Genomic DNA, 15079 nt, shown 5'->3' with positions numbered 1-15079 from the left:
TCAATACAGGAAGAACTGGCTCAGGCCCTGGCTGCGCAGGCCTTTGCGGTAAGCGATGGAACTCATATCGGCCGGAATGTGGACTTCGAGCATCGGGTCCAGTGGCAGGCGTTCGGGCTTTTGCGACTCGACGATTAGCCGGTCTTCTTCGAACACTTTCAGGTTGAAGGCATGGCAGTCTTCGACCGGCAGGTCCTTGTCGAAATTGCGGGCGATGGGGGCGAACAGGCGGGTGACCTTCGATGACACCGGGGAAGCCGCATTCATGATTACCAGCCGCCCTTCGGCGGGGAAGTGAACGGTCAGGGTCGCGGTAAAAGGCAGGTGCACCTGGAAGTGCCGCAGCCAGTTGAAGTCGGCGTCGGCCTTGCCGTCGATGCCAATGGGGTAGTTGCCCACCGAACTGTTGTAGTGCACTTCGAAACCCTGGGCGGTGTCGACAGGGCGGTAGGGTGGAATCGCGGTATTGTCCGGGTCGCCGAAGGTATCGATGTGCACGAAACCGAAGTGGGCAACGTCGAGAAAACCTTCCAGCTGGCGCCCGGCGAAGGCCTGGATATCGACGGTCGGACAGACGATCTGCTGGAATTGCGGGTCGTCCCAGTGCGGCATCAGCGGGATGTCGACGTTCTCACCTTGTGGCTCCAGGCATGTCCACACCAGGCCATAGCGCTCAACCGCGGGGTAGGTGTGCAGCTGCATACGGGCGGGAATCGCGGCGTTCGGGCTGGCGGGCACCTTGTTGCAGCGCCCGCCGTGGCCGAAGCGCAGGCCGTGATAGGGGCAGACCACGCCTTGACCATCGCTCTTGCCCATGGTCAACGGTACGCCACGGTGCGGGCAGACATCCCGAGCAACGACCAACTCCTCGTCCACGCGATAAACCACCAGCGGTTCATCCAGCAGCATGGCCTTGACCGGTTGCTGTGCGACAGCGGCCGACTGCGCGATCGGGTACCAATGGGCGGCCAGGATGCGCCAGTCGCTTTCGATGAAGGTGCAGTGCAGGGGAAGGGAGCGGTCTTTGATCATGGCGATACTCATCAGGTCTGTCAGCAGTGCGCCGCCAAGTCAGGTTCAGGGCGCTTTCGTGATGGACTTTAGGAGTACGGCGTGATGAACTCCAGCATCGTTTTTTCATCTACGCGTTGCAAAAAAGGCAACACATGTTTCCGTTCTCACGCTTCACCCGCTATTTTCTGGAAGTGGTCAGACACCGCAGTATTCGCCAGGCTGCCGAGGTGTTGCACGTCTCTGCCTCGGCGATCGACCGGCAGATTCTCAAAGTGGAAGAGGAGCTGGGCGTGCCGCTGTTCGAGCGGCTGCCCGGCGGTTTGCGCCTGACTTCAGCCGGGGAGCTGGTGCTGGCCAATGCGCGTCAATGGCAAAAGGACTACGCCCGCACGCGCGAGCAGATCGACGAGATGCAGGGCTTGCGCCGGGGGCATGTCGAGATCGGGCTGATCGATGCGTTGAGCGAGGGTATGGTGGCCGAAGCGGTCGCCGCCTTGATGGCGCAATACCCCGGCCTGACGTTCAGCATGAAGGTGGCGGACAACCAGAAAGTGGCGCAGATGATCGCGTCCGCCGAGGTCGATTTCGGCTTCATGCTCGATGCAGCCGGTAACAACGAATTGACCGTCAGCGCCAGTACCGAGATCAAAATGGGCATCGCGATGCCTGTGTCTCATGCGCTGGCGGGCAAGAAAAGCCTGCGCCTGAGCGAGACTCAAAACGAGACCGTGATCTTCCCCGCAGAACCCCTGGTGGTGCACCGCCATGTGCGCGCGCTGCATGATCAGTTGCACTTGGACGTCAGGCAGCGCGTGGCCTGTAACGACTTGCGCATGATGCGTTCATTGATCCGGCAGGGCGTCGGGGTCGGGATGCTTTCGTGGCTGGACGTCGCCAGCGAAGTGGCGGAAAACACCATTGCCTTCGTTCCGCTGACCGGGATCCACGTCAGTCACCCGGTGCTTTCGGTGTGCGTGGCGACCCATCGTCAGTTGTCCCGAGCGGCGTTGCTGGCGCTGGCGGATATGCGTGAGCGCATGGCGCTGCTCGGTGAATGTCAGCTGCATCCGTGACTGCAAGCCGTTTCCGGGGGACTGCTCAGCTTTACCAGAGAGGTGCGGGCGCCGCTCTGATCTCGCCGATGATGAGCGACAAAGAAGGCGAGACGGTTGTCTGGCGCCTTTCAGCAGATGGTCGGACACAGATTCGCGATCAAGGTCGTGGGCGTGGTTTCAGCTTTCAATGACGCTCTTGATGCGGCTGGCCAGGTCGTCCATGGAAAACGGCTTGGTCAGCAAATGCATGCCGGGGTCGAGTTGTTCTTCCCAGAGCAATGCGTTGTGCGCATAGCCGGTGATGAACAGGACTTTGAGGTCATGGCGCAGGCTGCGCCCGGCATCTGCAACCTGACGCCCGTTGAGTCCGCCGGGCAGACCGACATCGGTCACCAGCAGGTCGATTCGTCGGGCTGACTGCAGCAGCTGCAGACCCTCGGCGCCGTCGGCCGCATTCAGGGCGGTGTAGCCCAGATCCTCCAGCACCTCGGAAATCAACATGCGCACGGTAGGCTCATCGTCGATCACCAGCACCGTCTCGCCGCGGCCGGCCAGTGCTTCAGGCCTGGTGGGGGCCGTTGCGTCGGCGGAAACGCTCAGCGTCGATCTGGGGAGATACAGGGTCATCGTGGTGCCGACCTCCAGGCGCGACTGAATCTGAATGCTGCCGCCTGACTGACGCACGAAGCCATAGATCATCGACAGTCCCAGGCCTGTACCCTTGCCGGTGGGTTTGGTGGTGAAGAAGGGGTCGAAGGCATGGGCAATCACTTCGCCGCTCATGCCGCTGCCGGTGTCGCTGACGCTCAAGGTCAGGTAATCGCCGGGTGGCACTTCAAGCTCCGCCGCCGCTTTGGCGGTCAAGTTACAGTTGCCTGTGCCAATGGTTAGCGTGCCGCCGAGCGCCATCGCGTCGCGGGCGTTGATGCACAGGTTGAGCAGGGCGTTTTCCAGCTGATTGGGGTCGACCTGGGTCAGCCACAGGTCGGTCTCATTCTGGATATCGATGTGGATTTGCGGCCCGATGGTGCTGCCGATGAGCTCCAGCATCCCGTTGATCAGCGCGTTCACATCGGTCGCCATCGGTTCCAGGGTCTGGCGTCGGGAGAAGGCCAGTAAGCGGTGGGTCAACGCCGCGGCCCTGCGAGAAGCACTCTGGGCGGCCTCGAAGTAGCGTTCGAGCTGTTCCAGCCGACCTTGACCGACGCGCAGCCTGAGCATTTCCAGGCTGCCCATGATCCCGGTCAGCAGGTTGTTGAAGTCGTGAGCCAGGCCGCCGGTGAGCTGGCCGACCGCTTCCATTTTCTGACTTTGGCGCAGCTGTTGTTCCAGCAGTCGCTGGGCTGTCATCTCCACGCCTACGCCGGTACGGCGCACCGGATCGCCCGCACTGTTGAAATACGTGTGGCCGCGCGACAGAACCCAGCGCACCACGCCCCCGGGATGAATGATGCGGTATTCCAGCTCCAGGTCGCCGCTGTTCACCAAACCCCCGGCCATGGTCTTGCGCAGGCTGACCAGATCATCGGGATGCACGTTGGCCAGAAATTCCGAGCGTTTTATGCCCATCGCCCCCTGAGCCGGATCGATACCGTACAGCTCGCTGATGCCTTCGTCGCAGTAAAAACAGTCGCTGGACACCTCATACGTCCACACCCCGACACCGCTCACCGCCGACAGGGCTAAGCGGGTGAAGTCCATCGAGTCGTACAACGCGGTTTCCCCCTGTTCCTCGGCCACCACATCGCGCTGGCTCGTCTCATGGGCCTGCATGACCCGCAACGCCGCACGCCGAGCTTGCTCGACGTTGGGGTAACGACCGGCGCTGACTTGAGCCTCGAGGATGGAGGAAAGCGCGAGGCTGAGGGCCAGGTCCTGAGGTGCCCGGTAGGACATGAAGAGATTCTCTGCGTGAGGAATTAAGCGAGCGTGTAGATATCACACAACATGGGGCAGGAACAGCCAATTGAATTCCCGCGCCCCCTACGAACCTGCTGCGTTCCGGTTAATGCCTTACCGGTCCAGCTTCAACCAGCGTTCTTCCAAACGCGCCAGGGCGGACATCGCTTCGCCTGACCCGACCGCAAGCTTGAAATCCACAGGCCAATCTCCTATGGCGGTGACCCGCTCAGCCTGCATCTTGCGCACCAATCGAAGTCGGCCATAGACGCTAGAGAGCTTCAGGAACAAGTTCGCTATGTCCGTGCGAGTCATCCGGGGAGCGAGGGTGTGTTGCTTGAGCAGGCGTAAATCCTTCACGCATTTGATGCCTCTGAGGATATGCGTCCCTGCGACCCTGATCGACAGCCCGATCCCCGCCAGTACGACAATGGTCTGGATCGCTGTTTTAGCGACTTGGTATTGACTGACCAAAATAACGGCATAGCTCATCGCGCCAACGACCAGCATCGCCACTGCAATCGCCAGCAAGGTCTTCATGATTGATGACAGGGTCCAATCCTTCGCCAGATCGCGCAAAGCTCTGAAGATTGCCACCCAATCGAACAGTGCCGCTCCAAGTACGATGTGCACCAGCGCAATCTCCAATGAGTAGCGATCGCAGGGTGCCAACAGGCAGAGGGTGGTTGAAAAGTATTTGACCGACGCGGTGCCCAGTTCGATGACGCCCATGAGAATCAGCATCAGGGCACTTACAAATCTGAACGAGAAGATCCAGGCATTGAAAAAGCCCCGTTCTATGATCCCCCGGGTTTGAGCGGGCGCCGATGGATTTTGGGCTTTCTTAAGTTTTGCAGACGTTACGCCGGGCTTTTTCAAACTCCCAAAAAACAGCACTCCCATAACGGAATACAACGCGCTCACACCCAGAACCAGCGGCGATAACAGCGTGGCAATCACCAACGCCAGTGCCGAGACTTTAAGATTGGCCAATCGGATGCGTGAGGTCTTGGACACACCTCTCAGTGCATCCGAAAGCGAGAGGCTCAGCAAAATGTTTTTACTGTTGGACCAGAAGCTGATATCCGGGATGGCCAGCACATAGCTGGAAATGCTCTGCTCGAGTTCCTTTCCCATCCTTGGTAAATGGCGACACGCTCTAAAGGCTGTCTCCTGTAGCCAGCTGTCGTTGCTGACGATAGCCGCCGACAGAATCGGCGCGGCCTTGGCCTCAGACAGCAAGCCGGTGGCTTCCAGACAAATCTTGGCCAGAATCAGGCTATCCCCTTGACCGGCATGCCGGGTGACGAACTCGCTCAGTTCTTTTTCGAAAGGAAGAATGATCTGTCTGCGTGAGCTGAACGCGTCAACGAGAAACCTGAGGCAATGGATGGCTCTAAGCAGGTGTTTTGGCTGGTCGAGGTTGTCCTGAATCTCACGCCAGCACAGATTCGCCAACCTCTGGGCTTCGTCTTCGTCGCACAGTTGGGCATATAACACCAGGGCGTCCCGTCCACGAGAGTCTGTCGGGATGTCCGAGGCAGGAACCTGCGTCGGTATAGCCAGCAAGCGGATCGTGACGAAGTACTCCAGAAATCTGCGATGCACGAAGGCGAATGATTTGTCATCCCCGTGCGTCACCCGAGCAATACGGGCGTAGCTCAACAGCTCCAGTGTCGCGTCGACCTTGAGTGAATTGAAATGTTCGCTGATCACTTTCACCGGCGCCTCGAGGCCGAAGGAGGAAGATTCGAAAACGAACCAGGCAATCTCGGTTGCCGTGTCGATGACTTCCTCGGCCGTGAGATCCAGGGCTTTGAGGCGTGATTTGCAGGACTCCAGTTGCTTCTGAATATATCCCTGATAAACCTGCGCCTGGTTGTCGGGCAATGCATGGTGGTTCTTCACCCAATGACCCAGCAACGCCATGATGAACGGGTTGCGCGCCAAGGGGATAAGGTCTGAGCGCTCCCGAAACAGGGTGAGCCTGAGCGTGTCGGTGAACTGGGGATACCGACTGAGGGCTTCCGAAATACTGGCCTCGGACAGGGGCCGGATTTCCAAAACCTTTTGCGCCAGAAAAGACTCGTTCGGACGCCTGAACACCCTGGACGACAACACGCCACGAGAGGCGGGATGGGTTGAGATGAATCTGGAGATGACATTCGATAACGAGTTAATGACATCCGAGTCTTCGTCGGCGTCCAGCAGCTCGGCGATTTCGTCGAATGAGTCGAATATGAAAAACAAGCGTCCGTGTTGCCACATTTTTCTGAAGTACTTGTCGACGAAGTCTTCGGTAAAGACATCGCCGCGTTTTTTGACGTTATTGACGACGAAATCCTCAAGGTCGTTAAGACCGAACCTTACCCGGCTTCCATCATGGGTTTGAGGCGGGATCCACTCACGCAGGTTGACGTAGATGGGCACTCTACCCGTTGTCCCTACTTGCCAGAGCATGTCCTTTGCAAGCTTTCGCAGGGCGACGCTTTTCCCGGAACCCGGCACGCCTAGGATAAGAAAGGCTGGCGATACCCTGTCGTTTCTGATGGCGTCCTGCAGGTTGGCGATTTTTTTTCGAGCGGCCGCGCCATTTGCCGACAATATCTCCACTTCGGCCTGCAGCTCGGTGTAGTGCTCCGGGCTCCAGTTGCTCATCCTGTCGATCGTGGTGAGGTCTTGCGTGAGCGCGGCGCAAAAGGCTTCCAGCTTGCGCTCGAAAGTCTCTTCCGGAAAGTCCGCTTCGAGTGGCGTGGGATGACCTCCGCTGATGCTTTTGTCACGCATGAAAAAGTTGATGATGAATACCACACCCAGGACAAAAGCCAGGACGTAGGCGGAGGGCGGCCCTCCTAACCTGATGGCCTTGACCCACTCCGGCGCACCGGCAAACCGGGTGTCAGCAGCAAGTGCGCAGAGGAAGGCATTTACGATGTCGGACCAGGCGCCCCATGACGCGGCCAACCCAAGTGAACCCACCACGCACAGCGTGCGAATCTTGTTTGCTCCGTATCCGGCTGGCATAACCAGAGGGCGCAAGAGATAAATGAGAACGCATATGAAAGCAGATAGAAAAACGGCCCAGAGGCCAGAGGTGTACACGGCAGTGCCAACAACACAAATGCCAATGAGCAGGATCGCGATCACAAACTTCTGATTGGCGGAGAGTTTTGAATCCATTCGTAGTCATGTCCGATGAGTTTGGGCCAAACGCTACTATACCGGCTGTTCAACCATCCGCGGGCGACGGTCCTACCCCCAACTCATCCAGCAACCACTTCTTGAACACCTCGGCCGCTTCATGCCGCGTTCTGCGTTTGGGGTACACCAGATAGTGCCCGATGTACTGAATGTCATCAGTCACCGAGCGCAACGGCGCCACCAACGTCCCGTTTGCCAGTTCGCGCTCTGCCAGCAAGGTCGACTCCAGCACCACGCCCATGCCATTGGCCGCTGCGGTGAGCGCCATGTTGCTGCGATCGAAGCGCAGGGCATAGTGGTGGGGCGGCATCAGGTGGTTGGCTTCGAACCAACCTTTCCATTGCAGCATCTGCACATCGCACTGAATCAGCCGGTGTTCGTACAGGTCCTGCGGGCTGCGAATGCTGCTGGCCAGTTCCGGGCTGCACAGCGGCGTGAGGTGCTCCACCGCCAGCGGCACCCGTTCGTGCAGGCTGGAGCGGGGTTCGCCATACACCACGTCGAGGTCGAAATCGTCGTTCTCGAACTGCGCGTAATCGGTGCTCGCCGAGAAGCGCAAATCGACCGATGGGTGCGCCTGCACGAAGCGCGACAGACGTGGCATCAGCCACAGCATGCCGAAGCTGGGCGCGGTGTGCAGGCGCAGCGGCGGCGGCTCCTCGGTCTTGGCGAGCATGAACCCGCGCTGCATTTCGTCCAGCCCGCGCTGCACATGCTCCATCAGCAACCGCCCCTTGAGCGTCAGGTTGACCTCGCGGGTGGTGCGCTCGAACAACTGAATGTCGATGGATTCTTCGAGTTTGCGGATCGAATGACTGACCGCGCTCGGGGATATACCCAACTCCTGTGCGGCCTGAATGAACGAGCCGGTTCGCCCCGCCGATTCGAAAACCCGCAGCGAAGACAGCGGCACTCTGCGTAACTGCTGGATTAGTGAATTATGCTCATTCATTGCTGCAAAAATGTCTTTTGTAGGGGGATATTTGCCGATGGTAGCTTGAATAAAGGCGTCATGCCGACTGTTTGATGAATTAAGAACATCAGTGCTCTGCATGCCGCGCAGTTGAAGTTGCCTCTCAATAAAAACAAGCAGGACTCACTAATGACAACGATTCCTCAAGGTGCCGAAGTGGCCGCCACGCCGCTGCAGCGCGTCGCTCATCACGCCTGGCGCATTCGCCGCTTCGCTCTGCGCATGGGCGAAGTTCAGGGGCAGGGTTATGTCGGGCAGGCGTTGGGTTGGGCCGATGTACTGGCCACCGCCTATTGCTACGCCATGAACGTACGCCCCAGCGATCCATTGTGGGAAGGCCGCGACCGCTTCCTGCTGTCCCACGGGCACTACGCAATCGCCCTCTATGCCGCGCTGATCGAGGCGCAAATCATCCCCGAAAGCGAGCTGGACACCTATGGTTCCGACGACAGCCGGCTGCCGATGTCGGGCATGGCAAGCTACACGCCGGGGATGGAAATCTCCGGCGGCTCGCTGGGTCAGGGCCTGCCCATCGGCGTCGGCATGGCGCTGGGCTTGCGCATGAAAGGCAATCCGGCGTGGGTCTTCAACTCGATGTCCGATGGCGAGCTCGATGAGGGCTCGACCTGGGAAGCGGCCATGTCGGCGGCGCACCACAAACTGGGCAATCTCATCGCACTGGTCGATCTCAATAAACAGCAGGCCGACGGCAACTCCCACGAAATCCTCGATTTCGAACCCCTGGTCGACAAGTGGCAAGCGTTCGGCTGGCATGTGCAGCGCGTCGACGGCAACGATCTGGCAGCGGTCATTGATGCGTTCGACCAGGCCATGGCGCTGAAAGAAGCCAAGCCGCGCGTGATCCTGTTCGACACCCTGATGGGCAAAGGCGTGGACTTCCTTGAAGTGCGCGAGAAGAACCACTTCATTCGCGTCGAGCCTGAAGAATGGCAGGCGGCGATCAAGGTTCTGGATGCTCATTATCAATCGGGGAAACGCTGAGATGGATACGCCAACTGTTAGCAAACCGCGCCTGACCACATCGGCCATGATCGCCTCCATCGCCAGCGAGGGGCAGCGCACCGAAGCCGCGCCCTTTGGCCACGCGCTGGTCGCCGCGGCGCAGAAGGATTCGCGCATCGTCGGCATGACCGCCGACCTGTCCAAATACACCGACCTGCACATCTTCGGCCGCGAATTTCCCGAGCGCCACCTGCAGATGGGCATGGCCGAGCAGTTACTGATGGCCGCCGCCGGTGGGATGGCGAAAGAGGGCATGATTCCCTTCGCCACGACCTACGCAGTGTTCGCCACCCGACGCGCTTATGACTTCATTCACCAGGTGATCGCCGAAGAACACCTCAACGTTAAGATCTGCGCGGCGCTGCCGGGACTGACCACCGGCTATGGCCCGAGTCACCAGGCCACCGACGATCTGGCGCTGATGCGTGCCGTACCGGGCCTGACCGTCATCGACCCTTGCGACGCGCTGGACACCGCACAGGCCGTGACTGCTATCGCCGAATACAATGGCCCGGTCTATATGCGCCTGCTGCGCGGCAAGGTGCCGATGGTGCTGGACCAATACGATTATAAATTCGAGCTGGGCAAAGCCAGGCTGCTGCGCGACGGCAAGGATGTGCTGATCATCTCCAGCGGCATCATGACCATGCGCGCGCTGGAAGTGGCCGAGCTGTTGGGCGATGGCAGTGCGGATGTCGCCGTGATGCACGTGCCGACCATCAAGCCGCTGGACGAAGCCACCATCATCGAGCAATGCCGTCGCAGTGGGCGCTTGGTGGTCGTGGCTGAAAACCACAGCACCGTCGGCGGTCTGGGCGAGGCCGTGGCGCTGACGCTGATGAAGGCGCGGGTCAGCCCGGTGTTCCAGCAGATCGCGCTGCCGGACGCCTACCTCGACGCTGGCGCGCTGCCGACCCTGCACGATCGCTATGGCATTTCCACTCAAGTCATGGCGGCCAATATCCGTCAGTGGCTGGCATAAGGAGCTCGATATGAACGTCGCTTTTATCGGCCTGGGAGCCATCGGCTTGCCCATGGCCCGGCAGATTCAGCAAGCGGGCCACGGCGTGGTCGGCGTGGAATTGAGCGAAGCCAACCGAGCCCTGGCGCTGAGCCATGGCATCGAGTCCAGCGCCGATTGGCGTGCGGCGACCGACGCCGACGTGGTGGTGGTCATGGTCGCCACCCCTGCGCAACTGGAGGCGTTGGTCAGCCAGTGCAGCGAGCTCAAACCCGGTCAGCATTGGGTGGTGATGAGCACCGTCGGGCCGGCCTCCGTGCGCGAACAGGCGGTACGTCTGCTGGAGAAAGGCGTGCAAGTGGTCGACGCCCCCGTCACCGGGGGTGTGGCGCGGGCAGAAACCGGCAGTCTGCTGATTTTCGCCTCAGGTCCCAAAGCGGCGGTGGCTCATGTCGAGCCGGTGCTGCGCAGTATGGGCGAGGTCAGGGATGCCGGTGCTCACGTGGGTGACGGTCAGGCCATCAAAGTGGTGAATCAGCATCTGTGCTCGGTGCATCTGGTGGCGGCAGCCGAGGCGTTGAGCCTGGCGCGTTCGCTGGGGTTGGACCCAGCGCGGGTCCTGGAGCTGGTGCAGAAAGGCGCGGGCGGTTCGTGGATGTTGTCCGATCGCGGCCCGCGCATGCTCGAAGGCACCGATACCCGAGTCACCAGCATGGTCGACATTTTCGTCAAGGACAGCGGGCTTGTCGCATTGGCAGCCCAAGGCTGTGACGCTCCGGTGCCGTTGCTCGACATCGCCCATGCGCGTTTCAGCCAGGCCTGCGCGGCCGGGTTGGGCAGACGCGACGACAGCCGGGTCATCGAGACCTGGGAGTAATCCTCGATCCGGCGGTTTGATCCATTCGCCACACGCGTTTCACGATAAAGGGCAGGGGCAACCTCGACCTGCCCGCACAACAACAATAAAAGTTCGGAGTTTGCCATGAGCAGTTCCACAACAGCGTCAGTACCACCGCGGGACAAGGCTGGAAAAGTGTCCTTTGCCTCCATGATCGGCTCGGCCGTGGAGAGCTACGATTTCTTTATTTATGGCACCGCTGCAGCGGGCTGGTTTGGCCAGGTGTTCTTCCATACGACCGAGCCGATCGTCGGCATCCTTGCCGCCTTCGCAACCATGGCGGTGGGCTTCTTCATGCGCCCCTTGGGCGGTTATCTGGCAGGGCATTTCGGTGATCGTCTCGGGCGCAAGACCGTATTGCTGTGGTCGTTGCTGGCCATGGGCGGCGCGACAGTACTGATCGGCGCCTTACCGACGTATGAGCAGGTGGGCGTCATCGCGCCCATCCTGCTGATTCTGCTGCGCATGATCCAGGGCGTCGGTTTCGGTGCCGAGTGGGGCGGTGCGGTGCTGATGGCCTGCGAACATGCCCCGGCCCATCGCCGTGGTTTCTTCGGTGCCGTGCCGCAAATCGGTATCCCCCTTGGATTGTTGATGGCCAATGGCGCCTTCCTGCTTTCGGCCTTGCTGTTCGAAGGCGACTGGGTCTGGCGCGCGCCATTCCTCGCCTCGGTGGCGATGGTCGCGGTAGGTATGTGGATTCGACTGAGTGTGAGCGAGTCCCCCGAGTTCGAGAAAGCCAAGGCGGCCAACACTCTGGTCAAGCAGCCTGCGTTGCAGGTCATTCGCGAAGACTGGCGCAAGATCCTGCAGATTGCCGGCCTGCGTCTGGCCGAGACCGGTGGCTACTACCTGGCAACCAGTTTCATGCTGTCTTACGTGCTGCTGGCAGGCATTGCCACTAAACAGAATGTGCTGTGGGGCACGATGATCGGGTCGGCGCTCGGGCTGGGCAGCCACTTGTTCTATGGCGCCTTGAGTGACCGCATCGGACGCAAACCGGTATTTCTGCTCGGCTCGGTGTTCACCATCGTGTTCGGCATCCCGATGTTCATGATGATCAACACAGCAGTCGTGCCGTTGATTGTGGTCGCGGTGGCCATGGCGCTGTTGCTCAGTCACGATCCGATCTTCGCGGTCGAGGCCAGCTGGTTTACCGAGCAGTTCCCGGCCAACGTGCGTTCGTCCGGGATCTCGCTGGGCTACAACTGCGCATCGCTGGTGGCCGGCACGCTGCCCTTCATCGCCACTGCGCTTTACGCTCAGGTCGGCTGGATGGGGCCGGCGATCCTGTTCAGCCTGCTGGGCGTGGTCTCAACGCTGTGCGCCGTGAACATGCGCGAGACGGCGCCAGCGGTGGCGAAGGATCTGCCTATTGTCGGGCGACAAGCGCCGGTGAAAGGCCAGGCGCTGCAATAACACCTGGCATCAAATGGGACCAGCACATCAGTGGCTGGTCCTCGTTTTGCGTGGCGCTGCGGCTTTGCGTTGCTGAGAAGCACCGGTTGGCCACGGATCGGCCTCGGTGCGCAGCGCCCCCTCCACAAAATCAATGAACGCGCACACCTTTGCATTCAACGCCGAACGCTCACTGACGCAGGCATATATATGCATCGGCTCGGGCTCGGCGTGGGTGACATTGCGGCGGCCTGAGTCGAACAACGGCAACAGCCGGCCGTCGTCGATCAGCGGTTGTGCGACAAAGCTCGCCAGGCGCGCGATGCCGCCTCCATTCACAGCGATCTGGGCCATCATGTCGATGTCGTCGCATACGAACCCGGGATTGACCTTCGCCTCGATGCGCTTGCCATCGAGCACGAAAGCCCAAGGCAGAAAGCGGCCATCGGTGGGATAGCGGAACACCAGGCAGGCGTGCTGCTTGAGGTCTTGGTGGGTGGTGGGAATGCCTGCGCGATCCAGATACGCGGGCGATGCACAGAACACGAACGGGCGTGACGCGATGCGTCGGGCGATCAGTTGGTCGTTCAACTGGGCATCGATGCGCAGGCTGACGTCGACCCCTTCAAGTCGGTGATCGACGCGCCGGTCTGTGCAGATCAACTCGATGTCGACACGCGGGTAGGCCTGTTTGAACGCGGGCATCAGCGGGGCCAGTACATGACGACCGAAAGCGGCGGTCGTGGCGATGCACAACGGGCCCTGGGGTTCGGTGGCGACAGTTGCCGCTTGCGAGGCCAGATCGATTTCTCGCGGGATGTGCCGCACCTTCTCGAAATAGCGTATGCCACTCTCCGTCAGTGCCATGCTGCGGGTCGTGCGTGACAACAGGCGCACGCCCAGATGAGCCTCCAGGCGGGTGATGCTCTGGCTCACGGCCGCGGGGCTCATGCCTTGAGCGCGCGCGGCTGCGGCGATGCTGCCGTTCTCTACCACGCGGATAAACGTGTTGATCAAACCGAGAATGTCCATCGGGTGATGCCCTTCAATTCGTTGCGTTTGCTTAACAGTGATTCAACTACGGCCGATCTACCCGTCTCTGTGACCGGTTGCTACGTTAGCCGTTCTTTCGCGTTCAGGATAAAAAAGGAGTAGCTGATGACTGAAGCCATAGCTCGGAAAACCCATCGCTTGCGCTTTCCGAAGCGCCTGACACCTTACGTCTTCGCGCTGTATATGGCGACGATCATGGCGTTTCTGATGTGCCTGGTGATCACGCTCGCTGAATTCGGGCTTTCCGAACACTATATGGAAAACGTGATGAATGCCTACCGCGTGGCGATGCCGTCGGCCTTCGTCTGTGTGCTGGTGGTTCGGCCCATCGTCGCGCGGCTTGTCGGCTGGACGGTGCACGGGCATTGAAGCGGTTTACGCATTAGCCCGCAAGCCAGCTGCCACGGGCGGCAGACGTAGAGCCTGCACAACAACTAGAGGTGCGCTTGCCCGCGACAGCGTCGGATCACTTGCCTTTGATTCAGAAGGCTTTTAATCCACCCAGCACGATCAGCATCGAACCCATGCCCCGTTCGATCGGTGCCTTGAAACGCAAAAAACCGCTGGCGATTCGGCGGTGGGAGAAGCACAGCGCGACGCTGCAATACCACAGCGCTGAAAGCACGAAACACAGTCCGCCCACCACCAGCAAAAACCACAGCGGTGCGTATGCCGGGATCACTACGGCGAAGATCCCGCCGAAGAATGCCAGGGATTTTGGGCTGGTGATGCTGACGACGTAAGCGCGACGCATCGCAGCGCGCCACGTCAGTTCGATGGGCCCGGTCATCGCCAGCGGTTGTTTCGCCCCGGCGATCATCTTGACCCCGAGCCAGATCAGATACCCGGCGCCTGCCAACTGCAGCGCAAGATGCAACCACTGAAAATGCGCGATCAACAAGCCGACACCCGCCATCGCCAACACGGCCCAGCTCAGCGATGCGAAGGCCAGTCCCAGGCCTGCGAACAGCCCGGCTTTGCGTGAAGCCGCCATGCTCGTGCGAGTCACCACGATGAAGTTGGGATCAGGGCTGATCAACGAAATCATATAAACGCTAATCAGCACCGCCAGCGACTGAAGGTAATCCATGGGCACTCCTTGTGACACAGGCCGGGCCTGAAGATGGGAAGCCGAGACTATACGTCCGACGCCGCAATGCCCCTATACACAGATGCCGCCATACAGATGCACCCAAGTTGCGTTCGGCATGTATGGAAATCTACAGCAGAGCAAACGCCGGATCAGGGCCTGAAGACTGACGCTATCCCTGTGGGAGCTGCTGGAGCTGTGCGACAGCCGCGAAGGCGGACCGCCAGGCAGCACAGGTTTAACTGACCCACCGCGTTCGCTGCCGTCGTAACCTCCGACGTCTCCTATTGGGATAGCGCCGAGCTTCAAACCTCCTGTGAGCGTCCATGGCGGTGGCTCTCGCGGCATTCATGCCGCTCGTCCCACGCAGCAAAGCCAGCGTTCGGCCTGCACCCAAGTCGCGTTTGGCGTGTATGGACCGGCAGAAGATCTAGAGCAGAGCAAACGCCGGATCAGGCCCTGAAGACTGACGCTATCCCTGTGGGAGCTGCTGGAGCTGTGCGACAGCCGCGAA

General features: G+C 60.2%; 12 protein-coding genes. 6 read left to right on the top strand and 6 right to left on the bottom strand.

The genetic code is table 11. The annotated features are described in order from the left end of the window. The gene (locus CE491_RS02310; protein ID WP_110946760.1) at positions 1 to 1032 is read right to left on the bottom strand and encodes an aromatic ring-hydroxylating oxygenase subunit alpha; all 1032 of its coding nucleotides are present in this window, start codon (positions 1030 to 1032) and stop codon (positions 1 to 3) included. 134 nt (positions 1033 to 1166) lie between these two features. Between CE491_RS02310 and CE491_RS02305 the strand changes: the two genes are divergently transcribed. Next, a complete protein-coding gene (locus tag CE491_RS02305; protein WP_110946759.1) occupies positions 1167 to 2087 on the top strand; it encodes a LysR family transcriptional regulator in 921 nt (306 codons plus the stop codon). 159 nt (positions 2088 to 2246) lie between these two features. Here CE491_RS02305 and CE491_RS02300 read toward each other — a convergent pair whose 3' ends face one another. From CE491_RS02300 to CE491_RS02290, 3 genes are all read right to left on the bottom strand, one after another. Then, a complete protein-coding gene (locus CE491_RS02300; RefSeq protein WP_110946758.1) occupies positions 2247 to 3965 on the bottom strand; it encodes an ATP-binding protein in 1719 nt (572 codons plus the stop codon). A 117-nt stretch (positions 3966 to 4082) separates the two neighbouring features. Beyond that, positions 4083 to 7148, bottom strand: coding sequence for an NACHT domain-containing protein (locus CE491_RS02295; RefSeq protein ID WP_110946757.1), 3066 nt, complete (start codon positions 7146 to 7148; stop codon positions 4083 to 4085). 49 nt (positions 7149 to 7197) lie between these two features. Continuing rightward, a complete protein-coding gene (locus CE491_RS02290) occupies positions 7198 to 8082 on the bottom strand; it encodes a LysR substrate-binding domain-containing protein (protein WP_234407481.1) in 885 nt (294 codons plus the stop codon). 189 nt (positions 8083 to 8271) lie between these two features. Between CE491_RS02290 and CE491_RS02285 the strand changes: the two genes are divergently transcribed. The 4 genes from CE491_RS02285 (at position 8272) to CE491_RS02270 (ending at position 12443) form a co-directional block, all read left to right on the top strand. Beyond that, positions 8272 to 9144, top strand: coding sequence for a transketolase (locus tag CE491_RS02285; protein WP_110946756.1), 873 nt, complete (start codon positions 8272 to 8274; stop codon positions 9142 to 9144). Position 9145: 1 nt separating this feature from the next. After that, on the top strand, positions 9146 to 10147 hold the full coding sequence (locus CE491_RS02280; protein ID WP_110946755.1) for a transketolase family protein: 1002 nt from the start codon (positions 9146 to 9148) through the stop codon (positions 10145 to 10147). A 10-nt stretch (positions 10148 to 10157) separates the two neighbouring features. Continuing rightward, complete coding sequence (locus CE491_RS02275) at positions 10158 to 11003, top strand: NAD(P)-dependent oxidoreductase (protein WP_110946754.1); 846 nt, start codon at positions 10158 to 10160, stop codon at positions 11001 to 11003. Between the two features lie 105 nt (positions 11004 to 11108). Beyond that, complete coding sequence (locus CE491_RS02270) at positions 11109 to 12443, top strand: MFS transporter (protein WP_110946753.1); 1335 nt, start codon at positions 11109 to 11111, stop codon at positions 12441 to 12443. 27 nt (positions 12444 to 12470) lie between these two features. Here the strand turns inward: CE491_RS02270 and CE491_RS02265 are convergent, their stop codons facing one another. Further along, on the bottom strand, positions 12471 to 13454 hold the full coding sequence (locus tag CE491_RS02265) for a LysR family transcriptional regulator (protein ID WP_110946752.1): 984 nt from the start codon (positions 13452 to 13454) through the stop codon (positions 12471 to 12473). Positions 13455 to 13580: 126 nt separating this feature from the next. Here CE491_RS02265 and CE491_RS02260 point away from each other — a divergent pair, with 126 nt between their 5' ends. Then, complete coding sequence (locus CE491_RS02260) at positions 13581 to 13844, top strand: DUF2798 domain-containing protein (RefSeq protein ID WP_110946751.1); 264 nt, start codon at positions 13581 to 13583, stop codon at positions 13842 to 13844. A 112-nt stretch (positions 13845 to 13956) separates the two neighbouring features. On the opposite strand, the gene CE491_RS02255 is transcribed toward CE491_RS02260, so the two are convergent. Further along, the gene (locus CE491_RS02255) at positions 13957 to 14565 is read right to left on the bottom strand and encodes a LysE family translocator (protein WP_110946750.1); all 609 of its coding nucleotides are present in this window, start codon (positions 14563 to 14565) and stop codon (positions 13957 to 13959) included. Positions 14566 to 15079: the final 514 nt, after the last annotated feature.

Source organism: Pseudomonas bohemica (assembly GCF_002934685.1).
Taxonomy (GTDB): domain Bacteria; phylum Pseudomonadota; class Gammaproteobacteria; order Pseudomonadales; family Pseudomonadaceae; genus Aquipseudomonas; species Aquipseudomonas bohemica.
Note: the sequence above shows the minus strand (reverse complement) of the source record. Positions and strands in the feature narration are given on the sequence as shown.

What these genes read in the sequence shown, in the direction of transcription:
- CE491_RS02310 (WP_110946760.1), bottom strand. Translation starts at nt 1,032, where the DNA reads ATGATCAAAGACCGCTCCCTTCCCCTGCACTGCACCTTCATCGAAAGC.
- CE491_RS02305 (WP_110946759.1), top strand. Translation starts at nt 1,167, where the DNA reads ATGTTTCCGTTCTCACGCTTCACCCGCTATTTTCTGGAAGTGGTCAGA.
- CE491_RS02300 (WP_110946758.1), bottom strand. Translation starts at nt 3,965, where the DNA reads ATGTCCTACCGGGCACCTCAGGACCTGGCCCTCAGCCTCGCGCTTTCC.
- CE491_RS02295 (WP_110946757.1), bottom strand. Translation starts at nt 7,148, where the DNA reads ATGGATTCAAAACTCTCCGCCAATCAGAAGTTTGTGATCGCGATCCTG.
- CE491_RS02285 (WP_110946756.1), top strand. Translation starts at nt 8,272, where the DNA reads ATGACAACGATTCCTCAAGGTGCCGAAGTGGCCGCCACGCCGCTGCAG.
- CE491_RS02280 (WP_110946755.1), top strand. Translation starts at nt 9,146, where the DNA reads ATGGATACGCCAACTGTTAGCAAACCGCGCCTGACCACATCGGCCATG.
- CE491_RS02275 (WP_110946754.1), top strand. Translation starts at nt 10,158, where the DNA reads ATGAACGTCGCTTTTATCGGCCTGGGAGCCATCGGCTTGCCCATGGCC.
- CE491_RS02270 (WP_110946753.1), top strand. Translation starts at nt 11,109, where the DNA reads ATGAGCAGTTCCACAACAGCGTCAGTACCACCGCGGGACAAGGCTGGA.
- CE491_RS02265 (WP_110946752.1), bottom strand. Translation starts at nt 13,454, where the DNA reads ATGGACATTCTCGGTTTGATCAACACGTTTATCCGCGTGGTAGAGAAC.
- CE491_RS02260 (WP_110946751.1), top strand. Translation starts at nt 13,581, where the DNA reads ATGACTGAAGCCATAGCTCGGAAAACCCATCGCTTGCGCTTTCCGAAG.
- CE491_RS02255 (WP_110946750.1), bottom strand. Translation starts at nt 14,565, where the DNA reads ATGGATTACCTTCAGTCGCTGGCGGTGCTGATTAGCGTTTATATGATT.